The sequence below is a fragment of the Gillisella terrae genome (genome assembly GCF_004801395.1).
In the GTDB taxonomy this organism is placed as follows: Bacteria; Pseudomonadota; Alphaproteobacteria; order Rhizobiales; family Rhizobiaceae; genus Allorhizobium; species Allorhizobium terrae.
On record NZ_SSOA01000013.1, the window covers coordinates 1 to 25,926 of the forward strand.

The 25,926-nt window shown below is 55.0% G+C and carries 22 protein-coding genes; 17 read left to right on the forward strand and 5 right to left on the reverse strand.

Annotation, left to right across the window (positions count from 1 at the left end):
- The first annotated feature begins 343 nt into the window (after nucleotides 1–343).
- Nucleotides 344–964 carry a hypothetical protein gene (locus E6C51_RS17940; protein WP_190237005.1) on the forward strand — a complete coding sequence of 207 codons (621 nt, stop codon included), beginning with the start codon at nucleotides 344–346 and terminating at the stop codon, nucleotides 962–964.
- 178 nt (nucleotides 965–1,142) lie between these two features.
- Nucleotides 1,143–1,352 (forward strand): hypothetical protein, encoded by a 210-nt coding sequence (locus E6C51_RS17945; RefSeq protein ID WP_190237006.1) that lies wholly within the window; start codon nucleotides 1,143–1,145, stop codon nucleotides 1,350–1,352.
- Nucleotides 1,353–1,837: 485 nt separating this feature from the next.
- Here E6C51_RS17945 and E6C51_RS17950 read toward each other — a convergent pair whose 3' ends face one another.
- A complete protein-coding gene (locus tag E6C51_RS17950; RefSeq protein ID WP_190237007.1) occupies nucleotides 1,838–2,107 on the reverse strand; it encodes a BON domain-containing protein in 270 nt (89 codons plus the stop codon).
- 298 nt (nucleotides 2,108–2,405) lie between these two features.
- Here E6C51_RS17950 and E6C51_RS17955 point away from each other — a divergent pair, with 298 nt between their 5' ends.
- Together E6C51_RS17955 and E6C51_RS17960 are read left to right on the forward strand one after the other, a co-directional pair.
- Nucleotides 2,406–4,727, forward strand: a complete 2,322-nt coding sequence (locus E6C51_RS17955; protein WP_190237008.1) for an FdhF/YdeP family oxidoreductase — start codon at nucleotides 2,406–2,408, stop codon at nucleotides 4,725–4,727.
- A gap of 305 nt (nucleotides 4,728–5,032) precedes the next feature.
- A complete protein-coding gene (locus E6C51_RS17960) occupies nucleotides 5,033–5,707 on the forward strand; it encodes a spermidine synthase (RefSeq protein ID WP_146937522.1) in 675 nt (224 codons plus the stop codon).
- Nucleotides 5,708–5,751: 44 nt separating this feature from the next.
- Here E6C51_RS17960 and E6C51_RS17965 read toward each other — a convergent pair whose 3' ends face one another.
- The gene (locus E6C51_RS17965) at nucleotides 5,752–6,786 is read right to left on the reverse strand and encodes a LacI family DNA-binding transcriptional regulator (RefSeq protein ID WP_230987435.1); all 1,035 of its coding nucleotides are present in this window, start codon (nucleotides 6,784–6,786) and stop codon (nucleotides 5,752–5,754) included.
- Nucleotides 6,787–7,025: 239 nt separating this feature from the next.
- On the opposite strand from E6C51_RS17965, the gene E6C51_RS17970 reads away from it, so the two are divergent.
- The 13 genes from E6C51_RS17970 (at nucleotide 7,026) to E6C51_RS18030 (ending at nucleotide 22,766) form a co-directional block, all read left to right on the forward strand.
- Nucleotides 7,026–8,102, forward strand: a complete 1,077-nt coding sequence (locus E6C51_RS17970; RefSeq protein WP_190237009.1) for an ABC transporter ATP-binding protein — start codon at nucleotides 7,026–7,028, stop codon at nucleotides 8,100–8,102.
- A gap of 44 nt (nucleotides 8,103–8,146) precedes the next feature.
- Nucleotides 8,147–9,382, forward strand: coding sequence for an ABC transporter substrate-binding protein (locus E6C51_RS17975; protein WP_190237010.1), 1,236 nt, complete (start codon nucleotides 8,147–8,149; stop codon nucleotides 9,380–9,382).
- An 88-nt stretch (nucleotides 9,383–9,470) separates the two neighbouring features.
- Entirely contained in the window at nucleotides 9,471–10,388 is a 918-nt protein-coding gene (locus E6C51_RS17980) for a carbohydrate ABC transporter permease (RefSeq protein ID WP_190237063.1), read from the forward strand.
- On the forward strand, nucleotides 10,388–11,242 hold the full coding sequence (locus E6C51_RS17985) for a carbohydrate ABC transporter permease (RefSeq protein ID WP_190237011.1): 855 nt from the start codon (nucleotides 10,388–10,390) through the stop codon (nucleotides 11,240–11,242). The genes E6C51_RS17980 and E6C51_RS17985 overlap by 1 nt, the downstream gene beginning before the upstream one ends.
- Nucleotides 11,239–12,984 (forward strand): L-arabinonate dehydratase, encoded by a 1,746-nt coding sequence (gene araD / locus E6C51_RS17990; protein WP_190237012.1) that lies wholly within the window; start codon nucleotides 11,239–11,241, stop codon nucleotides 12,982–12,984. Before E6C51_RS17985 ends, araD begins: the two co-directional genes overlap by 4 nt.
- 11 nt (nucleotides 12,985–12,995) lie before the next feature.
- On the forward strand, nucleotides 12,996–13,799 hold the full coding sequence (locus tag E6C51_RS17995) for an HpcH/HpaI aldolase family protein (protein ID WP_190237013.1): 804 nt from the start codon (nucleotides 12,996–12,998) through the stop codon (nucleotides 13,797–13,799).
- A gap of 10 nt (nucleotides 13,800–13,809) precedes the next feature.
- Nucleotides 13,810–14,694: an SMP-30/gluconolactonase/LRE family protein gene (locus E6C51_RS18000; protein ID WP_190237014.1), complete on the forward strand. Its 885-nt coding sequence runs from the start codon at nucleotides 13,810–13,812 to the stop codon at nucleotides 14,692–14,694.
- A gap of 8 nt (nucleotides 14,695–14,702) precedes the next feature.
- Nucleotides 14,703–15,467: an SDR family NAD(P)-dependent oxidoreductase gene (locus tag E6C51_RS18005; protein ID WP_190237015.1), complete on the forward strand. Its 765-nt coding sequence runs from the start codon at nucleotides 14,703–14,705 to the stop codon at nucleotides 15,465–15,467.
- 11 nt (nucleotides 15,468–15,478) lie between these two features.
- Complete coding sequence (locus E6C51_RS18010) at nucleotides 15,479–17,470, forward strand: alpha-glucosidase (protein WP_190237016.1); 1,992 nt, start codon at nucleotides 15,479–15,481, stop codon at nucleotides 17,468–17,470.
- A complete protein-coding gene (locus E6C51_RS18015) occupies nucleotides 17,467–18,243 on the forward strand; it encodes a sulfite exporter TauE/SafE family protein (protein ID WP_230987437.1) in 777 nt (258 codons plus the stop codon). The genes E6C51_RS18010 and E6C51_RS18015 overlap by 4 nt, the downstream gene beginning before the upstream one ends.
- Nucleotides 18,240–19,709 carry an NAD-dependent succinate-semialdehyde dehydrogenase gene (locus tag E6C51_RS18020; RefSeq protein ID WP_190237017.1) on the forward strand — a complete coding sequence of 490 codons (1,470 nt, stop codon included), beginning with the start codon at nucleotides 18,240–18,242 and terminating at the stop codon, nucleotides 19,707–19,709. The genes E6C51_RS18015 and E6C51_RS18020 overlap by 4 nt, the downstream gene beginning before the upstream one ends.
- 313 nt (nucleotides 19,710–20,022) lie before the next feature.
- Nucleotides 20,023–20,889 (forward strand): type 2 periplasmic-binding domain-containing protein, encoded by an 867-nt coding sequence (locus E6C51_RS18025; RefSeq protein ID WP_190237018.1) that lies wholly within the window; start codon nucleotides 20,023–20,025, stop codon nucleotides 20,887–20,889.
- Nucleotides 20,890–21,026: 137 nt separating this feature from the next.
- Complete coding sequence (locus E6C51_RS18030) at nucleotides 21,027–22,766, forward strand: methyl-accepting chemotaxis protein (protein WP_146937501.1); 1,740 nt, start codon at nucleotides 21,027–21,029, stop codon at nucleotides 22,764–22,766.
- Nucleotides 22,767–22,817: 51 nt separating this feature from the next.
- Here E6C51_RS18030 and E6C51_RS18035 read toward each other — a convergent pair whose 3' ends face one another.
- The 3 genes from E6C51_RS18035 to E6C51_RS18045 form a co-directional block, all read right to left on the reverse strand.
- The gene (locus E6C51_RS18035; protein WP_190237019.1) at nucleotides 22,818–23,645 is read right to left on the reverse strand and encodes a carbohydrate ABC transporter permease; all 828 of its coding nucleotides are present in this window, start codon (nucleotides 23,643–23,645) and stop codon (nucleotides 22,818–22,820) included.
- Nucleotides 23,642–24,520: a carbohydrate ABC transporter permease gene (locus tag E6C51_RS18040; protein ID WP_146937533.1), complete on the reverse strand. Its 879-nt coding sequence runs from the start codon at nucleotides 24,518–24,520 to the stop codon at nucleotides 23,642–23,644. The genes E6C51_RS18035 and E6C51_RS18040 overlap by 4 nt, the downstream gene beginning before the upstream one ends.
- Nucleotides 24,521–24,612: 92 nt before the next feature.
- Entirely contained in the window at nucleotides 24,613–25,887 is a 1,275-nt protein-coding gene (locus E6C51_RS18045) for an extracellular solute-binding protein (protein WP_190237020.1), read from the reverse strand.
- Nucleotides 25,888–25,926 lie beyond the last annotated feature (39 nt).

Genomic DNA, 25,926 nt, shown 5'->3' on the forward strand with positions numbered 1-25,926 from the left:
TCAAAAAACCACCTCAACCAAACCGCAAAGCCCGGTCGTCTAACTCTAAAAGCTATCCAGATGATTTCAATTGAGCGAAATCAACACTTCCTCAGAAGCGCCGCCTCGTTCGGTGAGGCGGGTTCTAAGCCTACAAACAATACAAGTCAACACGCACCGTTATAAAATTATCATATTTTAGGTAAGATTATGGTTTTAATAGAGAATATAGCAAAGCCGCGCTCCAAGGTGAATTAGCGATATGCCAGAGGGCATCCTCTCACCTAAATCCATTGCGTAGCGCACAGAGGCGGAAAACCAAACAAGGACACGCAAAGAAAAAGGAACACTTTGGGGAAGCTCGGTGGTGCTAGACCGGGAGGTGGGGAGTGAGGGGCAGAGCTTTCTGTCCACTCATGGCGAAGTTCGTCACACTTTGACCCTGCGCTGCTGGGAACCGCGAGCTACTAGGAAAGAAAAACTACAGATAATTTTTAGCCGGATATGTGATCCATCTACGCTGTTGTTGCGTATCAAAAGCCTAAGTTGTGTTTATAAGAAAGAAAAGAGCATATATTACCATGTCGCAACGCTTGACCGGTTTCGGAGATATGGCAGCGGCGCAATGAGCCGTTTTCGCCTTCTCGTCATTGGACGGAAAGATCTTTTTTCGCCCTCCATCAAAGATGCCTGGGAGAAAGAAGGTTTAGATCTGCTTGGGCCATCCGATTTTACGGAGGCAATGGAAATGCTAAAGGTGCATGGCACAACAGATGGTGTGCTGATTGACTTGGCCGAGAGCGCCGAACACATGGTGGCACTGGTTGAATACCTCGAACCTCTTTGCATCCCTTTTTTGTTTGTTGCCCGTGAAGCCGAGCAGGTGAGCCATTATTCACCCTATGAACTGAGCGCCGAGAAAGACGATATTGATACGATCTTTCTCGCCCTCATGCGACAATCCGATACTGCAACACGGCATTGATGTATTGCGCCCTGGCCCGGAGGTTGGGCAAGGCACCCACGCGCTCAAAGTCATGCTCGTCGTTTCGCCTCAATTAGGTGCTATTTTTTTAGCTTGAGCGAACGTTGTCTTTATGGGATGGATGGAGGCAGAAACGTACTGCCGACACTTCTTGGACAGGACAAAAGGGAGAATTGATTTGCAAATCACCGCCCGGCCATGTCATCTGGGCATGTTTGACGTTCAGGACGTTCGCCGGATGCGCTTAGCGGTCACGCTGGCCCGCTCAAAAGCTACAAATGCTGGCGAGGAAGACATTGCCCGCTATATCGTCAAACTTTACAATCTTGGCCTTCGCGACGAGGACAAGCTCGCCTGCGTCACCAATATGCTGGTGCGCGCCAAGTGATCTTGCTGTCGTCGAACTCGTGCGCTGTTTTCAGCGCGATTGTGGTGGCAGGATGGCTTTCCTGAAAAATTAACGTGAATGCAGCGGGGCAAACGGAAACATTTGTTGTCGACCTCGGTTCTGGATGCTTGGAAGCGTCACAAAGGAAAGAACCGAATGAAGCAAAACCAAGACGGACAGCACGATCCCATCGCAACACGGAAGCAGAGATACATAAGAGGTGCTTCGCAACGCCGCACAACAAAATTCTTGATCCTGTTTGCGATTATCGGCCTTCTTGTGCTTGGGCTATCTCTCGTGCCCTATTGATCGAAGCGACTGCATACTTCCTTGAATCAGAGTCGATTTAAGGAGGTATGCAGCAGATTTAACGGGTTAAAGCGCAGGTCTGAAAAGTCGGGCTCAAATTGCGCCCGACTGGATTGCGCCCTACTGGATTGAAAATTGTGATTTTGAGTTCGCGCAATCTGAGCTGCCGTCACTCCTCATGTTTGAAGCACAAGCTCACAGCGAACATCTTTCACGCCCTCGACCCCAAGGGCCAACTCGACGCTGCGGTCGATCTCTTCGGGCGTTTGAACCGCACCAAGCAAAGTAATGACCGATCCGGAGGCCGTGACCGTCACATAGGATGCGTCGATTGATCCTGCGCTGGCGAGAAGAGTTGCCACCTTTTCTTCCAGGCTTGCCTGCGTTGGATTAAGAACCTCAGATTCCGGCGGCCTTGCGTGAAACATTGCGCGTTTGTGAACCATATTCGGTCTCCTTTCTGGCGGGTAGCTTTCGCAAGCTCCATCCTGGTGAAGCTCGACACTCTTTCTCCGTAACCATCCAGCCAAGCGAAGGTTCCTTCATCAGACAGACAAGAGCCGAGATGTTCTAAAGGGCCATGCATCAAATATGGCTTCCAAAGGACGTTGTCGCACTTTTAATCTGCTGCCTATGCCTGGCTTTGCCGCTCCATTTGCATGTTTCGGAACAAACCTCACCCTTTCAGGTTTAGTTCCCATGCTGGCTTAAGGCCTCAGGACCACTGAAACGGGAGCACCTGCCATGGCTGAATATGAAGATCAAAAACATTCCTCGACCGAGCACGACGCAGACACACCTGAATATGGCGGCGCGACCGGTGGCTGGGGTTCGTTGAAAGGGATCTTGAGCATCTATAAGAATGGAGACACGTCTGCTGATGCTCTGAGTATATTGGCCAAACAGAACAAGGCGCATGGCGTGATGTGCACGTCATGCGCCTGGGCAAAGCCCGCCGAGCCTCACGTGTTCGAATTTTGCGAGAATGGAGCGAAAGCCACCCTCTGGGAAGCCACCACCCGTAAGGTCACGCCTGACTTTTTCAACCAACATACCGTGAGCGCGTTGCGCAATTGGCATGATCACGATCTGGAAAGTGCCGGACGTCTAACCGACCCGATGCGCTACGATGCAGCGCAAGATCGCTACATCGCGGTGAGCTGGCAGGAAGCGTTCGACGACATCGGCGGTCGTTTGAAGGCACTCGATCCAAAATCTGCCGTTTTTTATGCCTCCGGCCACGCTGGCCTCGAAGCATCCTTTCTCTATGGTCTGTTTGCGCGTGCCTACGGGCATAATAACCTGCCGCAATCATCCAACATGTGCCACGAGACTACCTCGGTTAATCTCAAGACATTCATCGGCACCCCAGTGGGCACCTGTACGCTTGAAGATTTTGACCATTGTGACGCGATTTTCTTCTTCGGCCAGAATACCGGGTCGAACAGCCCAAGATTTCTGCACAATCTTAAAGCAGCGGTCGACCGTGGTTGTCGTATTGTGACGTTTAACCCCGTGCGGGAAAAAGGGCTGCTTGAATTTGTCGACCCACAAAATCCGCTTCAGATGACCGTCGCCAAAGCCACGGCAATTTCGGAGCATTATTTTCAAGTGCGTCCGGGCGGCGATATCGCCGTCATTGCCGGGATGATCAAATGCCTGTTTGCCGCAGAAGATAAAGCGCTCGGCACCGTTCTTGATCGACAGTTCATCGAGAACCAGACAACAGGCTATGAAGAGATGGCAGCCGCTGTCAGAGCCATGGAATGGTCTGACATCGAACTGCATTCCGGTCTCAGCCGGGAGATGATCGAGACCGCCGCTGAAGTTTACATGAGCGCCAGAAATGTGATCGGCATCTATGGCATGGGCATTACCCAGCACGTGAACGGCTGGTTGAGCCTTGGCATGCTGGTCAATCTTCTGCTGCTCGGCGGCAATATGGGACGACTTGGGGCGGGCATATCGCCTGTGCGCGGCCACTCCAACGTTCAAGGGCAACGCACAGTTGGCATTTGCGAGCGGATAGAATCGGAAACCGTGCCGATCGAGAAACTGGAAAGCCTGTTTGGCATCACGGTGCCACGCGAGAACGGGCGCAATGCGGTGCACGCAGCGGAGGGCATTCTGGATGGTTCCGTCAAGGCAATGATCATGCTTGGCGGCAATCTTGTGCGGGCGCTGCCGGATCGTGAGCGGATAGAGAACGCCTGGCCATCGCTGGACCTCACCGTCTACGTTGCGACCAAGCTCAACCGGTCCCATCTCACTCCAGGCAAGGTCTCCTACATCCTGCCCTGTCTTGGCCGGACCGACAAAGATATTCAAGAAGGTGGCCCGCAGGCGGTCTCCATGGAAGATTCCCTTAGTCACATCTACGGATCTGTTGGCTCTGCCGAACCGCCCAGCAGGCATCTTCGCTCAGAAGTCGCCATTATCTGTGGTCTTGCCAAGGCGACATTGCCTGAAAATCCGCAGCTGAGATGGGATGCCTGGACAGCGCATTACAGCGAAATCCGTGATCTGATCTCGAACACCTACCCGGATAAATTCGCAGATTTCAATGAACGCCTTTTCCAGCCGGGCGGTTTCTATAAGGGCAATTCCGCCCGCGAAATGGATTGGAAGACAGAAAGTGGCAAGGCCCAATTCACGGTCCCGATGACGCTCTCCGCGCTTGGAGAAGATGCCGGACCTTCAGAGATGCAACGGGAGAAGATGACCCTCGTGACGCTGCGCTCAAATGATCAATTCAACACAACTATTTACGGTTTCGAAGACCGGCTGCGGGGTTTGCAAGGCAGCCGTGAGGTGGTTTTGATCAACCGGGAGGAAATGGCGCGGCTGGGCTTGGCGGAAGGCCAGAAAGTCAGCCTGATCAGCGCGATTCATGACGGCATTACCCGGAAAGTCTCCGATTTTGTCGTGACGGCCTTTGATCTTCCAGACGGATGTGTTGCCGGATACTATCCCGAACTGAACGGACTGGTGCCGCTCTCCTATCATGAAAAAAACTCTCAGACACCCGCCTATAAAGGCGCTCCGGTCTATGTCTGCGCGGATTGATTTTGAGAGCAAGGCATGAAAGCAGGTGCAGACATTGGCCCCCGTCTTTCGTGCAGAATGCATTTCTCATCCCATGAGAAAATAGGCCTGCAACAATCGCTTGGCCGTTTGATTGGGGAGCGATATCCGTGCGCGCAAGTGTGTTGATCTCACCCCACAACCAAACGGGCCACAACCAAACGGGCAAGCGATCTCATGCCACGTTGTTCGTGCGTTTGAATGAAGCCGCGAACAACGAGCAATAGCTTTACGCAGGACTTGCGCTTGTGCTACGGGGCACCGAAATCATATGACGAGGCCCTGCCATGCTTCCCTGGATCCAGCTCGACAGTGCCGCCATTCCCGGCGATGGCGGTGAACTGCGCTTAAAGCAGCGTGGAGCCGAATTCTCCATCATGCTTGGCCCGATTGAATTGATGAACAGCCGCCTCAAGGGCTCAGAGGAAGCGCTCGCAACCCTCTCGTGGGAACGGATTAAAGGACGCAGCAATCCCACCATGCTGATCGGCGGTCTTGGCATGGGCTTTACCCTGCGGGCAGCTCTTGCTTCTCTTCCTCAAGAGGCCCGCATTACGGTTGCGGAACTGGTCCCTGCGGTGGTTGAATGGGCGCGCGGCCCCATGGCCGATATTCATCAAGGTGGTCTGGATGATCCACGGGTGGATGTTCACATTGGTGACGTTGGCGCATTGATCCGCTCCCACACCTGCCATTATGACGCCATTCTGCTGGATGTTGACAATGGCCCGGATGGCTTAACCCGCGCCTCCAATGACAGCCTCTATGATATGGCGGGCCTGAATGCCGCAAAAATGGCTCTGCGCCCCAAAGGCGTGCTGGCCGTGTGGTCCTCGGCACCGGATGCTGCTTTTACCCGACGCTTGCGCCAGATTGGCTTTTCGGCGGAAGAAGTCAGCGTACGGGCCAATGGCAAGCGCGGCGGCGCGCGTCATACACTTTGGTTTGCGACCAACACCTGACTCCATTCAATAAGAAGGACTCCGACATTACAAAGTCTCCTGGCTTAACTGCTGCGGCGATGCAAAACGGTGAAACGTGTGTCAATCGTCAGCTTGTCCTGTGATCGGTTCCCCGCCAGATTTTCGATAATCAACCGCGCAGCTTCGCAGCCAATCAAATCGCCAGAAGGGCGAATCGTCGTCAAAGGCGGATTGCAAGCAGCGCTGAAGCTCAAATCACCAAATCCAATCACGGCCAATTGTTTCGGCACCGCAATGTGCAGCCGCTCACAGGCAAACAATGCGCCCAGCGCAATGTGATCGTTGGAGCAGAAAATGCCATCTGTCTGCGGATGCAGGCGCAACGTCTCCTGCAAAAGTGTTGAGCCAACCTCAACCGAGGCGGGGGCGGCATGCTCAACAATCTCCACCTCCACCCCGGCGGCCCGCGCGCAAGCCACAAAGCCATCGCAGCGCATCTTGGCGCGCCGATCCTCATGCATACGCGCGCCCAGAAAAACCAGATTCCGGCGACCTTGCTTGAAAAGGTGCTCGGCGGCAGCAATCCCGACCTGATCATGATGAAAACCAACAGCAGCACCAATTTGCGGGCCGCCAAGTTCCCATATTTCAATGACCGGCACCGAGGTTCTGGCCAAAAGGCGGCGCGTCACAGCGCTGTGAGAAAGACCGGTGAGAACAATGGCCGCTGGAGCCCACGACAGGGCCATACGCACCAGATCTTCTTCCTCGCGCTCATCATATTCCGTATGGCCGAGAATGACCTGAAGCCGCTCTTTGCGCAAAGCCGCCTGCATGGCCGAGACAGTTTCCGCAAAAAAAGCGTTGCGAACCGAAGGCACGAGAATGCTCACCGCACGGGATGAGGCTGCCGCCAATCCACCCGCCATGAAATTCGGAACATAGTTCAGCTTTTCAATAGCATAAGCGATCGATTGGCTGGCGGCAGGCGAGACGGCCTCAGGCTTGCGCAAGTAGAGAGAAACGGTCGAAGGAGACACGTCCGCCAACTGCGCAACATCGGTCATCGTCACACTTTGCATTTTGCGACGACGACGTGGGGCCTTTTCCTGCATCATTGCATCTCGCTCCATAGCGCTCCGATTTCATATTTCTGAAGCATAGGCAGTTTAAGTCTGGCCCATTGGCCTGTGATCGTTGCTACATCACTGTAGCAATTAAATCAGGTCGATAGCAAAGGATAATCACTTTGTGAATTTTGCAGAATTCTTCTTTTTCATCTTGCGTTCAAAAATCGTAGCGCTATGATTTATGCGAAGACGCCAGCATTCACGCGTCTGCTATGGAGGATAAGGGAATGGCATCGATCAGCCTTCGAGGCCTTGAAAAAAGCTACGGTGCAGTGCGCATTGTCAAAGGCATTGATCTGGATATTGCCGACGGTGAATTTGTTGTATTTGTCGGGCCATCGGGCTGCGGCAAGTCCACAACATTGCGCATGGTGGCTGGCCTTGAAAGTATCAGCGGCGGCGAACTGCGGATCGGCGAGAAAATCGTCAACTCACTTGCGCCGCGTGAGCGTGACATTGCCATGGTCTTTCAGGATTATGCGCTCTACCCACACAAGACCGTACGTGAGAACATGGGCTTTAGCCTGAAGGTGCGCGGCATTGCAGCCAATGAAGCGCAGACGCGCATCTCCGAGGCCGCCGAGATGCTCGGCATTTCACACCTTCTCGATCGCAAGCCCGGCCAGCTTTCTGGTGGCCAGCGCCAGCGTGTGGCCATGGGGCGTGCCATTGTGCGCCGCCCGCAGGTCTTCTTGTTTGATGAGCCACTTTCCAATCTGGATGCCAAGCTGCGCGGGCAGGTGCGTACCGAAATCAAGCGGCTGCATCAAAAAATCGGCACCACCATTGTCTATGTAACCCACGATCAGGTGGAAGCCATGACGCTTGCGGACCGCATCGTGATTTTGCGTGGCGGCGAGATCGAACAGGTTGGCACACCGGATGAGGTTTACAACACGCCGGCCAGTGTGTTCGTGGGTGGCTTTGTGGGCTCCCCTGCGATGAATTTCGTCAAAGCGACAGTGAAGAACGGTGTGCTTGCCTTTGCCAATGGCGACACCCTTCCCCTCTCCTCCCTTCAATCCGCCAGCGCGGCTGTTCAGGAAGGTGCGCAACTGATCGTCGGCATTCGCCCTGAACATTTCACCACCCTTGCTGATCACTCCATGGCTCTGAGCGCTCAGGTGCAGGTGGTTGAGCCTTTGGGGTCGGACACGCTGGTGCATTTTGCCATTGATGGCGAAACCTTGACTGCCCGCATGCCGCCCAACATGCGCCCACAGCCGGGTGAAACGCTGAAAATTGGCATTGATCCGACAAAATTGCATCTGTTCGACGCAAAGACCGAGCGCGCCATCCACTGATGCGCCGCGCGCCCTTTGGCAAACATTCACTCCGGGAGGACAATATGAAATACACAGCGATCATGGTAGCTCTGGCCGCCTCGACAATGCTTGGCGGCACCATGCCTGCCTTTGCAGACACCAATCTCAAGGTCTATATCTCCAGCCAGCATCAGCCACAATTGTGGCGCAAGGCGCTTGATAAATACGAGGCCAAGCATCCGGGCGTGAAAGTCACCATTGAAACGGGCGGCAATACATCCGAAGCACAGGCGCAATATCTCAATACCGTCATGTCGGCCAAGGATCCCTCGCTCGACGTGTTGATCCTCGATGTCATCCGCCCTGCGCAATTTGCAGCAGCCGGATGGACTTCGTCTTTTGGTGCCAAGGATATGTCGGCCTATCTGCCAGCCTATGCGGAAGCCAACACCATCAATGGCAAGGTCGTGGCCTTGCCCGCATTTGCGGACTCCATGTTCCTTTATTACCGCAAGGACCTGTTGGAAAAATACGGCATTCAGCCACCAAAGACCTGGGATGAGCTGAAGGCGGCTGCCAAGAAGATCACAGAGGGTGAGCATAACCCCGAGTTGCAAGGTCTGTCTTTCCAGGGCAAGGCGATTGAAGGCGCGGTCTGCACCTTCCTGTTGCCCTATTGGAGTCAGGGGAAAAATCTGGTCGCCAATGGCAAGCTGACCTATGACCTGCCTGCCGCCACCAAATCGCTTGAGCTTTGGAAGAGCTTCGTGGATGATGGCACGGCCAAGAAAAACATTGCCGAAGTGGCCACCGATGACACCCGCAAGGAATTTCAGGCTGGCAATGTGGTTTTTGCCGTCAATTGGTCCTATGCGTGGGCGCAGTCGCAGAGCAAAGATTCGGCCGTGGCAGGCAAGGTTGGCGTAGCCCGCCTGCCCGCCGTTGCTGGCGGAACACAAGCAACCTGCCTTGGTGGTTGGGAATGGGGTGTTTCGGCCTATTCCGCCCATCAGGATGAAGCCAAGGCGCTGGTGGAATACCTGTCCAGCAAGGACGTTTCCAAGTTCATGGCGGCCAATGGTTCGCTGCTGCCGACCTATCCCGATCTCTACAAAGACCCGGAGGTGCTGAAAAACGCACCATGGTTTGCCGATGCACTGGATGTGGTCCAGACCGCAAAGCCGCGCCCGGTGACACCACGCTATAATGAGGTCAGCGAAGTGATCCGCACCACGGTGAATGGTGTTCTGGCTGGCGTGATGACACCGAAGGACGGAGCCGCCCAGATCGAGGCCCGGCTGAAGCGCATCCTGCGCTGATCCCAACCCGTCCACCTTTGCGACTGGCCATTTTCTGGCCTGTCTCCCCCATTTTCGGAGTGGAACAGTGACACGCTCGACGCTGCCTATGACCAATGACATCGAAAAACCGCCCGCCTTCTGGATGCGGTGGCTGGATTTGAACGACAAGGCGCTGGCAGTGCTGCTGTTGGCTCCAACCGCGTTTCTGCTGGCACTGATCATTGTTTATCCCGTTCTCAAGCTTGGCTATACCAGCTTTTTCAATCTGTCGCTTACCTCCGGCCTGCCCGCCGAGTTTGTCGGCCTGGACAATTACCGGCTGATGATCAGCGATCCGGTGTTTTGGGAAACCACATGGAATACGGTGCTGATCACACTGATCACCGTGCCGGGCGCGCTGGTGGTGGGGCTTGCCTTGGCGCTGCTCGCCAATCTGCCATTCCGCACCCAATGGCCGGTGCGCCTGTCCTTGCTCATTCCATGGGCTTTGCCGCTGTCTTTTGCCGGTCTGATTTTCGCGTGGTTTTTCCATTCCGAATATGGTGTGGTCAATGATGTGCTCAACCGCTTCGGCTTTCAGGGCATCATCTGGTTCAATTCGCCAAGCTGGGCCTTTGCCGCCATCTGTCTGACAATCATCTGGAAGACATCCTCTTTCATGGCGTTGATTATTCTGGCGGGCTTACAAACCATTCCGCGCTCGCTTTATGAAGCAGCTGATGTGGACGGCGCTGGCCGCATTCGCCAGTTTTGGGAAATTACCCTGCCGCTACTCAAGCCATCCATTGCCGTGGGCCTGATTTTCAGAACCATCACCTCGCTGCAAACCTTTGACATTCCTTACATGATGACCGGCGGTGGGCCGGGCACCTCCACCCAGACACTGGCCATGTATATTCACCAGAACACCGTGTCCTTCCTCGATCTCGGTTATGGCTCGGCGCTGGCGGTGGTGATGTTTGCCCTATCCATGTGTGTCACTGCCGTTTACCTGCGCGTTATCCGCACCAAGGAGCAGAACTGATGAGCGCTGTTCATACTCGTGGCCTTTCATCGCTGCTGTCTGGCAAGCCTTTGCGCTTTGCAGCCGCCGTTTTGCTGATCGTCAATGGCATGTTTCCAGCATTATGGATCCTGTTCACCTCGCTGAAAACCGAAGCGGAACTGACGGTAAAGCCCATCACCTGGCTGCCGCATGATCCGACACTTGCCAATTACATGCGGGCCTTTTCTGATCAGCCTTTGCATCTGTTTTTGTTCAACAGTTTCATGGTGGCACTGCTCTCCACCTGCCTGACACTGTTTGTCTCGGTGCTGGGTGCCTATGCGCTGGCGCGGCTTAACTTGAAATATCGCGGACTGATCCTGTCGCTGATCATTGCGGTCTCTACCTTTCCGCTGGTGACACTGCTTGTGCCACTGTTTGAAATCATGCGGGCGCTGAACCTGCTTAATACATGGATCGCGCTGGTCTTGCCCTATACCGTGCTGTCGCTGCCGGTCTGCACGCTGATGCTGGTGTCGTTCTTTGAGAGCATTCCGCGCGATCTGGAAAATGCCGCGATGATTGATGGCTGCACCCGGCTGGGGGCCTTGTTCAAAGTGGTGGTGCCGCTCTGCGCGCCGGGCGTGTTTACGGCAGGTATTCTGGCTTTTGTGAACGCCTGGGATGAATTTCTTCTGGCCCTGTCGTTCAATTCCAGCCCAACATTGCGCACGCTGCCCGTGGGTATCCAGCTTTATCAGGGCGAATTTGCCTTTCCGTGGCCGGTGATTTCGGCAGCGCTCGTGGTGGGCATTGTGCCCGTTGCCGTACTGATCGTGATCTTTCAGGAGCGTGTTGTATCAGGCCTGACGGCTGGAGGAATCAAGGGATGAGTGAGAAAACACCAAAGCGCGACCTGAGTGAGCTGCGCAGTCAGCGCTGGTTTGCCTCCGATGACATGCGCGGCTTTGCCCATCGCCAACGCACCCAGCAAATGGGCATGCGCCGCGAGGAATTCATGGGCCGTCCGGTGATTGGCATCATCAACACATGGAGCGACATGAGTCCCTGCCATGCCCATCTGCGCGACCGCGCCGAAGCGGTGAAGCGCGGCGTCTGGCAGGCCGGAGGCTATCCTGTGGAATTGCCAGCGCTGTCGGTCGGCGAAGTGATGGTGAAGCCCACCACCATGCTCTATCGCAATTTTCTGGCCATGGAATGTGAGGAGCTGCTGCGCTGCCATCCGATTGATGGCGCGGTGCTGCTGGGCGGCTGCGACAAATCCACCCCTGCCCTTTTAATGGGGTCGATCTCGATGGATATTCCGGTGATCTTCTGCCCGGCGGGTCCAATGTCCAATGGCCAATGGCGCGGTGTCAAAACCGGGGCTGGCACCCACACCAAGAAATATTGGGATGAATTGCGCGCGGGCAACATCACCAAGGATGACTGGGTGGATCTGGAAAGCCGCATGACCCGCTCCGCAGGCACCTGCAACACCATTGGCACCGCCTCGACCATGACCTCGATTGCCGATGCCATGGGCATGACGCTTCCGGGCGCGTCGTCGATTCCCGCAACAGACTCTGGCCATCCGCGCATGGCCTCAGCCTGTGGTGTGCGCATTGTCGAGATGGTGTGGGAGGATTTGAAACCCTCAAAAATCCTCACCCGCGAGAGCTTCATGAATGGCCTTGTGGCCTATATGGCGCTCGGCGGCTCCACCAATGCTGCCGTGCATATGATTGCCATGGCCAAGCGGGCGGGTGTTGATCTGACACTGGACGATATGTCGGCGATGGCCGCCAAAGTGCCGGTTGTCACCAATGTCTTTCCATCGGGCGAATATCTGATGGAGGATTTCTATTTTGCCGGGGGTCTGAACGCCCTTCTCAACAAGATGTCGCGCCATCTGGCGCTGGATTGCCTCACCGTCAATGGCCTCACGCTTGGCGAAAATATCAAGGATGCATCTTGCTGGAATGATGATGTGATCCGCGATGAAGCCAATCCGGTGGTGCCGCTCTCCAAGGGTAAGACGCTGGAAGTGCTGCGCGGCAATCTCGCACCCAATGGTGCGGTGATGAAATCGTCAGCGGCCAATCCGAAATTCCTCAAGCATCTTGGTCCAGCCATTGTGTTTGATGACCCGGCCACCATGAACAAGACTTTGGACAATCCCGATCTCGACATTACCGAAGACACCGTGATTATCCTGCGCAATGCCGGTCCTGTGGGCGCGCCGGGCATGCCGGAATGGGGCAATCTGCCGATTCCGAAAAAGCTTTTGAAACAGGGCGTGCGCGATATGGTGCGCATCTCAGACGCGCGCATGAGCGGCACCCATTATGGCACCTGTGTTTTGCATGTCTCCCCCGAAGCGGCCATTGGTGGCCCGCTGGCTCTGGTAGAAACCGGCGACATGATCGCGCTGGACATCGCGGCTGGCACCATCAATATGCAGGTGGATGAGGCCGAACTCGAGGCCCGTCGTGCGGCGTGGAAGCCATCGGCCAAGCTATACGACCGCTCGTTTGCCGCCCTTTACCAGCGCCATGTCAGTCAGGCCGATCAGGGCTGCGACTTTGACTTTCTCAGCGGCACAGAGACCGTGCCGGACCCGGTTATTTTCTAAGGATATTCGTCATGAGCATTGTAAACCCTTTCAAATCGTGGCTGTCCGACAAAGAGCGCGCAACGCCGCTTGGCACATGGCTGATGGCCGCAGCCCCCGCCACCGCCGAAGCTTTGGGCTATGCCGGATTTGATTTTCTGGTGGTGGATATGGAGCATGTGCCGATTGAGGTCTCCGATCTTGCTCATATCCTGCGGGCCATTGGCTGCACGCCTGCGGATGCCGTGGTGCGGCTGGCGTGGAACGATCAGGTTTTGGTCAAGCGCTGCCTCGACGCAGGTGCGCGCACCGTGATGCTGCCTTTTGTGCAAAATGCTGACGAGGCCAAAGCGGCGGCCTCCTACACCCGCTACCCACCTGAAGGTATTCGCGGCGTGGCTGCCGTGCATCGTGGCTCGAAATTCGGCTCTGTGCCGGAATACTTAAAAAATGCCAACCGCGACATCTGCACCATTATCCAGCTTGAAACGCCGGAAGCCATTGAAAAATTGCCAGAGATGGCCGCCGTTGATGGCATTGACGCGCTGTTTGTCGGTCCCGGTGATCTCTCGGCGGCCATGGGCCATATTGGTAATATCGCCCATCCTGAGGTTCAGGCGTTGATCGAAAAAGCGGCCAAAGACGCACACGCCGCAGGCAAGCCGATTGGCATCGTTGGACCCAACCCTGAGATGGTCAAGCGCTTCATTGGCTATGGTTATGATTATGCGGCGATTGCCTCTGACATTGCCATGATGACCGGCCGTGCGCATGACTGGCTGGGCCAGTTGAAGGGCGAGGCAAAGCCCGCCACTCAGCCAACAGCAGCCTATTGAGGAGAGTGGCGTGGCGCAAACATTTGAGCTGGTCATTGCGGCCCAGACTGATCTTGGAGAGTGCCCGCTTTGGTCGGTGACGGAGCAGGTTCTCTATTTCGTCGACATCAAGCAAAGCCGCATTCATCGGCTGGACCCTGCCACCAACCGGCTCTCCGCGCTGTTTTTGCCTGAAGAGGTTGGCTGCATTGGCCTTGTTGAAGGTGGTGGCTTTATTGCCGGTTTGCGCTCGGGTGTTTGGTTACTTTCCGCCAAGGGCGAACTGATCCGCAAACTGGCCGACAACCCGGAAGATCAAAGCATCAGCCGCTTCAACGACGGCATGGTTGATCCGGCGGGCCGCTTTGTTGCGGGCACGGTTGATGAAACACGTGAACAGGGCATTGCCAGCCTTTACCGCTATGATGCACGAGGCCTGGAAAAGCTGGCGGGTGGGCTTCTCACCTCCAATGGCACTGCCTTTTCGCCCGATGGCAAGCGGCTCTATCATTCCGATACGCTGCGCTACACACTCTACACCTATGATTATGACGTTGTAACCGGCACAGCCTCCAACCAACAGGTGTTTGCCCGCTTCGGCAGCGAAACCGATAAGGGCCGCCCCGATGGCGGCGCTGTGGATGCCGAGGGCTGCTATTGGACAGCCCTGTTTGAAGGTGGTCGGGTGCAGCGTTACGCGCCCGACGGCACATTGCGGGCAGAATATCCCGTGCCTGCCAAATGCCCGACCATGATCACCTTCGGTGGTCCTGATCTGAAAACGCTTTACTGCACCAGTGCCCGTATTGGGCGGTCTCCAGAAGAGCTGACTGAGTATCCGCTCTCAGGTGCGATCTTTGCCCTGGAAACCGATGTAGCTGGCCTGCCAAAACCCTTCTTCAATCCCGAAATTTGAGCCTTACCATGTCCGCTTCCTATGACACCGTCCGTTATCACTCGCTTGAAAATCGCAATGTGCTGATCACCGGTGGTGCATCGGGCCTTGGTGCGGATATGGTGCGCGCCTACCGCGCCCAAGGCGCAAACGTTGCCTTTATCGATATCGATGACACCGCTGGGGCCGCAATGGCAACCGAGACCGGAGCCGCTTTTCATCATTGCGATGTCACCGACATTGCCGCTTTGCGCAGCACCATTGCCACCATTGAAAGCCAGCTTGGCAGCATTGATGTGCTGATCAACAACGCGGGCAAGGATGACCGCCACGCCATGGACACCGTGGAACCGGAATATTGGCACCGCGCCTTGGCGCTCAACCTCGATCATCAGTTTTTTGCAACCCAGGCCGTGGCCAAAGCGATGGCGGCCAAGGGCGCGGGTTCGATTATCATGCTCGGCTCGATCTCCTGGATGCGCGGACGCCCCGGCATGGTCGGCTACACCACGGCCAAAGCCGCCATCAATGGCATGACCAAAACACTGGCGCGCGAGCTCGGCCCCTCTGGCATTCGGGTCAATTGCATTGTGCCGGGGGCGATCGTCACCGAGCGGCAGTTGGCGCTGTGGACCACGCCCGAGCAAAACCAGCAGTTCATTGATCTGCAAGCTTTGAAATTCCGCCTTGATGCCAGCCATGTGGCGCGTCTCGCGCTGTTTCTCGGCTCGGATGAAAGTTCAGGCTGCACCGGGGCCAATTTCGTGGTCGATGCCGGTCTTACACAGAATTGAAAGCAAACGCTATGAACCTTGAGACCTCAGACAACGGCTTCACGCTTTCCATCGAAGGCCGCGCCATTCTCACCCACCGCCCGGAAAGTCCGTGCCTGTTTGTCGGCAAAGGCCATGAGCGGATGGATATGTATCGCGGCAATTTCGACATTGAGGATTACGTTATCGAGCGCAGCCCGCTCACCCACGCAGAAATTTCTGGCAATGCCATTGCCTTTTCCACAGCGCCCGGCCAGCCAACGCGAGTGGTCTTGACCATCAAGGACAATCACATCCTTTTTGATGCTAAGGACCCTGCCATCAACCGGGTCTGGCTGCGCCTTGTCACTGAGGAGCCGGAGCATGTCTGGGGTGGCGGCGAGCAAATGTCTTATCTCGACATGCGCGGCCGACGCTTTCCGATGTGGACCTCAGAGCCGGGCGTGGGCCGTGACAAATCCACCGAAATCACCTGGAAAGCCGATGTCACCGGCAAATCCGGCGGTGATTATTACAACACCAATTATCCGCAGCCGACCTATCTCACCTCGCGTCGCATTGCCGTGCATGTGGAAACAACCGCCTATTCAGTGTTTGATTTCCGCAATGCCGATTTCCACGAAGTCGAAATTTGGGCTGTACCGGAGCGTATTGAGCTGTTTGCAGCATCCACCTTTGTTGATCTGGTCGGCCAGCTCTCCAGCCGTTTTGGCCGCCAGCCAATACTGCCGGATTGGGTCTATGGTGGAGCGATCATCGGTCTCAAGGACGGCGAAAACTCCTTCACCCGGCTGGAAAAATTCCGCGCAGCCGGAGTCAAGGTTTCCGGCCTTTGGTGCGAGGACTGGGTGGGGCTTCGCCACACCTCTTTTGGTGCGCGCCTGTTTTGGGACTGGCAGGCCAATGAGCAGCGCTATCCGGGCTTAAAAGACAAGATCAAAGACTTGCGCGACGATGGCATCCGCTTCCTCGGCTATGTCAATCCTTACCTCTGCGTCGATGGCCCCCTCTTTCCCATTGCCGAAGCCGCTGGCTATTTCGCCACCGATAGCGAGGGCAAGACAGCGCTGGTCGATTTTGGCGAGTTTGATTGCGGTGTGGTGGATTTCACCAATCCGGCAGCAAGCGCGTGGTTTGCGGAAGAGGTCATCGGCAAAAATATGCTGGATTATGGCCTTTCCGGCTGGATGGCCGATTTTGGCGAATATCTGCCCATTGATGTGAACCTCTCCAACGGTATCGATGCAAAATTGATGCACAATGCCTGGCCAACGCTTTGGGCAGAGGTGAACGCCAAAGCGGTTGAAAGCCGCAATCTCACAGGCGATGCACTGTTTTTCATGCGCGCGGGCTTTACCGGCGTGCAGGCCCATTGCCCACTTTTGTGGGGCGGTGATCAATCGGTCGATTTTTCCCGTCATGACGGTCTGGTCACGGTGATGTCGGGCGCACTTTCGTCTGGCCTGTTGGGCAATGCCTATCACCATTCGGATATCGGCGGCTACACCAGCCTGTTTGGCAATGTCCGCACCGCAGAGCTGATCATGCGCTGGAGCGAAATGGCCGCGTTTACGCCGGTGATGCGCAGCCATGAAGGCAACAGGCCAAAAGACAATCTGCAAATTGATCAAGACCCTGAGGTGCTCGGCCATTTTGCCCGCATGACTCAGGTTTACGTGCATCTCGCGCCCTACCTGAAGGCCTTGTCTCAGGAAGCAGCAGACACGGGCCTTCCAGCACAGCGCCCGTTGTTTTTGCACTATGAATCTGACGTCACCACCTACACCATTCAGGATGCCTATCTTTACGGGGCCGATCTGTTGGTGGCCCCCGTGTGGCAAGCCGGTGAACTGGCCCGCAACCTTTATCTGCCCAAGGGTGATTGCTGGGTGCATGTCTGGAGCGGTGAGGTGTTTGACGGCGGCGCAGATGTAAGCGTCGCAGCCCCCTTCGGAAAGCCTGCTGTTTTCTATCGCCAGGGCTCGTCGTTCACCGACCTGTTTGCCGGGCTCGCCCATCTATGACCATGGATCTGGCCAGTCTTGGCGGGTTGCTGCTGCTTGCCGCAATTGCCGCCTACATGCAGACGCTCACGGGCTTTGCCTTTGGCCTGATCATGATGGGCGGCATCGGCCTCACCGGGGTTATTCCCTTGCGCGAGGCGGCCATTCTGGTCAGCGTTCTGGTTATTGTGAATGCGCTTCAGGTTTTGCGCCGTGGTTGGCGCGATATCGCAATGGCAGAATTTATCCCCATCATCCTCTCAAGCCTTGTGTTCCTGCTGGTGGGATATTGGCTGCTGGGCATTTTGCTTGCCGCATCCCTGCACTGGCTCAAGCTGGTTCTGGGCGCTGTCATTGTTTTGTCCAGCCTACAATTGCTGCTCAAGCCTGCGCCTTTGGAACAGCGCTCAAGCACGGGTTCTTTTGTGTTTTTTGGCGCAATTGCCGGCTTGATGGGCGGGCTTTTTTCCACCGCAGGACCGCCACTGGTCTATCATCTTTATCGTCAGCCCCTCAAAGCCCAAGCGGTGCGTGAAACTCTGGTGGCGGTCTTTGCCATCAATGCCCTCATTCGGCTGCTCACAGTTGCGGCAGCTGGCAATATGCCGTCAGCGAATTTCTGGTGGAGCCTGACAACCATCCCTGTGGTGATCGGCTTTACGTTTCTTGCCAAGCGGTGGCCGCCGCCGCTGTCGCCCGCCACCATGCGCAGACTGGCGTTTTTGCTGCTCTTTCTCTCAGGCGTCTCGCTTGGGGCCCCCGCATTGCTCACATTGATCGGAGACATTTCATGACCCATCCGCTGAAAACCGCATTGAAAGATCCATCGCTTCTCGTCTCGAAAGCCTTTGTTGCCGGAAAATGGGTGGATGCTAGCGACGGCAAGACCTTTGCCGTGACAGATCCGTTTGATGGTGCCTTGATTGCCAATGTGGCCTCGCTATCGCGCGAAGATGTGCATAAAGCCATCGATCAGGCCGAGATTGCACAGAAAGAATGGGCCAAGCGCACCGCCAAGGAGCGCACGAAAGCTTTGAAAGCCTGGTTTGATTTGATCATTGCCAATGCCGATGATCTGGCGCTGATCCTGACCACCGAACAGGGTAAGCCGCTGGCGGAAGCCAAGGGTGAAGTTGTCTCCAATGCCGCCTATCTCGAATGGTTTGCCGAGGAAGCCAAGCGTCTCGACGGCGATATCATTCCCGGTGCCAATCCCGGCCAACGCATCATGGTCATCAAACAGCCGGTTGGTGTGTGCGCGGCCATCACGCCTTGGAATTTCCCCAATGGCATGATCACCCGCAAGGCAGGCCCTGCCCTTGCTGCCGGATGCAGCCTGATTTTGAAGCCTGCCGCCCAGACCCCGCTGTCGGCGCTGGCCTTGGCCGTTCTCTCTGAGCGTGCGGGCATTCCCGCTGGCGTATTCTCGGTGGTACCCGGTGATGCAGAGCCAATCGGCCTCGAATTTTGTCACAATCCCAAGATCGCCAAAATCACCTTTACCGGCTCCACCCGCGTTGGCCGCTGGCTGATGCGTGAGGCATCGGACAACATAAAGCGCCTATCGCTAGAGCTTGGCGGCAATGCACCCTTTATCGTCTTTGATGATGCCGATCTGGATGCCGCCGTGGACGGTGCCATGATCTCAAAATTCCGCAATGCCGGGCAAACCTGCGTGTGCGCCAACCGCATCTATGTTCAAGACAGCGTTGTGGAAGCTTTTACCGAGAAATTGCTGGCCAAAGTCGCCACGCTGCAACTCGGTCGCGGCACGGACACTGGCACCACTCAAGGCCCGCTGATTGATGAGCGCGCCGTTGCCAAAATGGAAGAACACGTCAATGACGCCCTGCAACACGGCGCAAAATTGATGGCAGGCGGCCAGCGTAGCGCGCTCGGTGGCAATTTTTATCAGCCCACCGTGATGACCGGCGTAACACAGGCCATGAAAGTGGCGCGCGAAGAAACCTTTGCTCCCCTTGCCCCGATCATTGCCTTCAAGGATGAGGCTGAGGTGATTGCCATGGCCAATGACAGCGAATTTGGCCTTGCCTCCTATTTTTATGCCAAGGATATGGCCCGGATTTTCCGCGTTTCCGAAGCTTTGGAAGCGGGAATGGTGGGGGTCAATACCGGCATGATCGCCAATGAAATGGCACCCTTTGGTGGCGTCAAGCAATCGGGCCTTGGGCGCGAAGGCTCCAAATACGGTATCGAAGGCTTTGTGGAATTGAAATACATTTGCCTCTCAGGCATCTGATACACCAATAAGATTAGATGATGCTTTTGATAAAAAGCATCATCTAAATCACAATGCAACCAATGCGCGATAAACGATTGACGGATAAATGCGGATTGTTGCTCAGCCGCTGAGCTGGATCTTGTGACAGGGAGCGGCTTCAATCTTGCCATGCGTTGAATACCCTGACCTTAAGCATATCCAAACAATCTAATCTTCTAATACTCTGATTGTGATGGATTATTTCACTATTTTTATCCGAATGTTACCGTTTTTCAGACAAAATTAAGGCAAGCAATTTAATCGTCTTAACCGAGAAACGTGAGGATATTTTATGGTTTTTCGGGCCTTATTTTTCACCATTATAGCGGCTTTAAGCGGAGCGACTGCGGCCAGCGCACAAGAGCCAAAAGTCATCTATTACAACTCCAGCGGCAACAAAGAGAAGACGCTGGGATTCAAGGCTCTTAAACTGGCGTTTGAAAAAATTGGCAATCCTTACGTTTTGAAACCGTCGTCTATTGGTTTCAATACAACCAATGCCATGATTGAAGCCCTTGTGAACGGCGACAAGCTGGATATTCTGTGGGCTTCGGCATCCAACAAGACCTCAGAGAAACTGTTGGCGGTTCCTTTTCCCATCGACCGCGGCTTGCTGGGCATGCGCATTATGCTGATTGACGGTGCCCGTCAAAATGAATTTAACCAGGTTAAAACCCTCGATGATTTGAAGAAATTCATAGCACTTCAGGGGCTTGGCTGGGCAGATGTTGATGTTCTGCGCAAGGCAGGTCTGACGGTTAGAACAGGATCTCCCAAAAATCTCTACAGGATGACGGTGGGAGGACGGGGCGATCATTTTGCCCGTGGCGCTTTCGAAGCCTTTAATGAGCAAGAGCGCGAAGTTGCAAATGTACCCGGTCTTGCTGTCGAAAAGACCATCCTGTTGCAGTACGAATCCAGCAATACATTTTACGTGAAAAAAACGAACACAAAGCTTCGCGACGACATTCTTCGCGGACTTGAGATCGCTTGGAAGGATGGCAGTTACAACGCGCTGTTCTTTGACGATCCGGACGTGAAAACAGCGCTCAGCAAGGGCGACCTCAAAAATCGCACCCTCATCAAAATCAACAATCCGAACTTCCCTGCGGACCTCGCAAAAGCGGATGCCCCCTATTGGTATGATCCAAAACAGTAAGATGAAACAAACACAACCGGGCCGCGGAGCACACGTGCTTTTTTGAACTCGGTCCAATGGCAGCAACACTCTTTGGCATCGTGCTTGTTTGATGACTGTCACGACGCTCTATTCGAACATTTTCGGGATGTGGCAAGATGATGAAAAGCAGATCAATTCGAACCAAAGTCATGGTGCCGTCTCTGGCGCTGATTGTCATCGGCCTTGGCGCTGTGACGGCCTATTCCGGCTGGTCGCGAACCTCCAGCATGGCGGAATCCTTCGAGCAGAAGGTTAAACTGACCTCGGCCATGGCATCATCCGGCGCGGCAACAGCCATGTGGCAATTCGACAAGGAATTGGCCAAAGACACGTTCCTGCCAGCTGCAACAGACCGCGATTTCAGAGCGGCTGTGATTTTGAATGATCAGGGCAAGCCGTTTTTCACAACCGGTCAAGCCGATATCATAAGCGCCGCCACTCTTGCTGCCAACCGCAACCCCGATGACAGCGCTGACCAGACGATCAGTTTTGAGACCGCCCCGCTTAAACATACCGAAGAAGGCAAGGAAATGACCATCGGTACCATGGTCATCGCCTTTGATAAAGCCGCCATTGCTGCGGACGCCAACAAGTCGCTGGCAACCCTTGCTCTGATTGCTCTTTTTGTTCTGCTGCTGGTCGGAGCTGCACTCTATGCCCTGATGCGCACCATCACCGGCCCGATCACGTCACTCTCCGAGGTTATGGAAAAGCTGTCGTCCGGCAAACTGGAAACAATTGTGCCCAATCAGGATCGTGGCGATGAAATCGGCGCCATGTCTCGTGCCGTTGAATATTTCAAGGAGAGCGTCTATTCGGCCTCGAGCCTGCAAAAAGAAGCAGATGAAAGCCGCCGCGCGCAAGAAGAACGCCGCCGCCTGCGCGAAGAAGCCGAGCAGGCCCGTCTCGCCCAGATGACAGCCGCCACAACCAGCCTCGCGAAGGGCTTGCAAACCTTGGCAAACGGCGATTTGACCGCAAGCATCTCCGAGCCATTGCCGGAAGAGTTTGAAGGCTTGCGCCAGAATTTCAATAATGCCGTAGCGCAATTGCGTGAAACATTGTCCATGGTGGTCATTACTGCCAACAACATTGATGCAGGTACCCGCGATATTGCCAGCAACACCAACGATCTGGCCCGCCGCACCGAGCAGCAGGCTGCATCACTGGAAGAAACCGCAGCCGCCTTGAACGAGATCACCACCAATATTACGTCTTCCTTGAAGCTGACGGAAGAAGCCCGCCACGTGGCAATTGAGGCCAGCAGCGGCGCCGACAAATCTGGCGATGTGATGGAAAATGCCGTTGCCGCCATGAGCCGGATTGAAACAAGCGCCGCCCAAATTGCCAATATCATTGGCGTCATTGATGAAATCGCTTTCCAAACCAACCTGCTTGCCTTGAACGCGGGTGTGGAAGCCGCCCGTGCGGGCGAGGCAGGCAAGGGCTTTGCTGTGGTGGCACAGGAGGTCCGTGAACTGGCCCAGCGCTCGGCCAATGCCGCCCGCGAAATCAAGGGACTTATCGAAAACTCCACCCGCGAAGTATCGATTGGTGTCGATCTGGTCTCCACCACCGGCACGGCTCTCAACCAGATTGGCGGATTGATTGGTGAGGTGAACCAGCGAATTGCTTCCATTGCCACCGCAACCCGCGAACAATCCTCGGGTCTCAGCGAAATCAACACTGCGGTCAACCACATGGATCAAAACACCCAGCATAACGCTGCTATGGTTGAAGAAACCAGTGCCGCATCCGGCGCACTCGCCTCCGAAGCCGACAAGTTGCGCATGCTGGTGTCCAAATTCGTGATTGAGCGGTCTGGCCAGACACGAAATTACAGAAGTGCGGCCTAAACCAGAAAGAACGCGCGCCTGACACAATCAGCGTCAGGCGCGCGTAATGGATCATCCTTTGACCCCGGATGAAATCATGATCGCGTCTGTAACCCGGCGCTGGAAAATCAAATAGGCGGCAATCACCGGCAGAGCCGCCAGCATGGCAACAGCCATCAGCTTGGCAAAGTGCAGGCCAAATGTGTCGTGCACTTGCGTAATGCCGACCGGCACGGTCATCATATCTTCCGACGTAATCACCAGAAACGGCCAGAAGAAACTGTTCCACACGCCGATAAAGGTGACAATGGCAAGAGCCGTGGTGATGCCCCAGTTTAGCGGCAGATAGACTTTAAACAGAATGGTAAATTCACCGCCGCCATCCAGCACCACGGCCTCGCGCATTTCTTTGGGCACAGCATCGAAAAACTGCTTGTAGACAATAATCACCACCGGCGCGACCAGTTGTGGCAGGATGATCCCGGCCCATGTGTTGATCAGGTCCAGATTTTTCATCAGGATAAACTGGGTGACAACGAGGGCCTGTGTGGGCACCATAAAGCTGGCCAGCACAACGCCATATAACAGGCCGCGGCCGGGAAATCTGATCTGCGAGAGTGCATAGGCGCACATGACCGAAATCAGCAGCACAACCGCAGTGGCAATAACCGCCGTGCCAATAGAATTGACATACCAAAGCATCAATTTGGTATCGAACAGGGCGCTGGAATAGGCGTGCAGGTCAATCTCGTTTGGCCAGAGGGTGGCGTTGCCAACCACATTTTGCTCAGAGCGGATGGATGTCAAAAAGGCCCAGTACAGCGGAAAAATCCAGATAAGGCCAACACCCAGCGTGGCCAGCGTCAGAATGAGCGTTTCAATTCGCTTCACCAAATTCATGACGATCTCCTGATGCGCAACAGTTGAAATTGCAAGACCGAGATAACCGCGATCAGCAAAAACAGCACGGTGGATACCGCAGAGGCATAGCCGCCCTTGTTGAGCTGAAAGGCGTCACGATAAACCTGCATGAGCAGAACATAGGAAGAGTTGAAAGGCCCGCCTTTGCTCAAAAGATAGACCTGATCAAAAATCTTGAGCTGCAAAATCAGTTGCAGCGTCAAAACCAGTGCCGTCACCGGCCACAGCAGCGGCCATGTTATCTTTGAGAATTTTTGCCACGTCGTGGCACCGTCCAACGATGCGGCCTCATACAGTTCAGGCGGCACATTGCGAAGACCGGCGATGAACAACAGCACATTAAAGCCATTGGTCCACCAGATGGTGACAACGGCAATCATCGGCATCACCCAATAAGGATGTTTGAAAACCGCAATGGGCTTGCCTGCAAAAAACGAAAGCAATGGCTCGGCAATGCCAAATTGCAGATCGGTCATCCACATCCAGATTTGCGTCACAACCGACACCGGCAATACATAGGGCAGAAAAAACAGCGACATTGCCAGCGCCTGCTTGAACCCGGAAAGCCGGTTGACCGAAAGCGCGATCAACAGCGCAATCACCGTTGTTGGCACAACCGTCAGAAGCACGAAATAACCGTTGTTTTTCAGAGATGTGACAAACAGCTTATCGCTCAACAGCCGGGTGTAGTTGTCGATACCGACCCAGTTGCCCTTGCCCACCAGCGGTGCATCGGTAAAGCTCAGATGCACCATTTCCAAGGTGGGATAGAGAAAGAACAGCGTGAATATCGTCAAAAAAGGTGCAACCATCACCAGAGCCGCAAAGCCCTTTTTGCGCCGGTTTTCCAGCATTGCCATCGGGCAATCCTCCCCTGTTTCTTACCGCCCTATTGCCTCTGCATGTGCATGTCTCCCGGCAGGGCAGCCCACCAGGAGACATCCGCTTACTTCAGCATGCCTTGAAGCTCGCTTTTCATCTGCTCGACAGCATCTTCAGGCGTCATATAGCCCTGAACAGCGGGTGCCAGCAGATTGAGCGCCGCGTCATAGGTGGGCGATGCCACGCCGGTGATGACTGATTTCGGATCAAAAGCCGCGGTTTTGACCAAGGGAGCATAGGTCGCATTCGGCTCCAGCTTCTTGTAAGCTTCGCCCTCTGTCACCGGCTTGTAGGCAGGAATATGACCTGCATCAGCCCATTGGAGCGCGTGCTTTTCAATCCACCCAATGGCTTTCATCACCGCAGCACGCTTTTCGCCAGAGATTGTCTTGTCGCCTTGATTGGGGATGGCAAAGGCGTGGGAGTCAGCCCAGGTGGCTGGCTTTCCCATCCACGGTGGAATTTCAATTGCCCCCCATTTGAAACCAAGCTTGTCCTTGTTGACCAGATCCTTATAGGTCGGCACTTCCCACACGCCGTTGATCTGGAACGCTGCCTTGCCGGATGTGTAAAGTGCGACAGAGGATTCATAATCCGCCTGCTCTGGTGCCCAGCCTTTTTCACGCCAATCCGACATGATCTGAACAGCCTTCACCGCCTTTGCGGTGTTATCGCCGGGCAAAACCTGACCATTTTCGATAAAACTGCCGCCTTGTTGTGCTAGAAGCGTATAGAAAACCCGCCAGATACCGGAGGCTGCGCCCGTCTCATAGGTCACAGGGGTTTTAACACCATGCTCCTTTGCCCAGGCCAAGGCTGCCTCAAAATCCTTCATGGTGTTGATGCCGGTCAGCTTGCCATTGCTATCAATATAGGGCGAGCCTTTCAGCAGGTCGGCGTTGTAGTAAAGCACAATGGCATGAATATCGAGCGGCACAGCATAGAGCTTGCCATTTTCGGTGGCCGCCGCCATGGGGGCATCAAAAAAGTCGCTTTTGCTTAAGCCCGCGTCCTTCAGATCCTGATCAGTGATCGGGCTTAGAATGTTCTCCGAGACGGCCAAAGGCACACGCGAGAGGTGATAAGACATGATATCGGGCGCTTCGCCAACAGATGCCGAGGTGCGAACCTTGGTGTAAAACGGCACCCCCCATTCCAGTGTTGTGCCATTGATCTTGATGTCCGGGTGCTCGTCATTAAAGGCCTTGATCAGCGCCTTCATCCGCACGCCATCGCCACCGCTGAAGAAATCCCACCAGGTAATCTCCTGCTGCGCCCATGCCGGAACAGCTGTCAACGCGACAACAGAGCCTAAAAGTAAAGCTTTGATAAATTTCATCTCTTCCTCCTTTTTCTGCCTGACTGTTCCAGCTTGGCA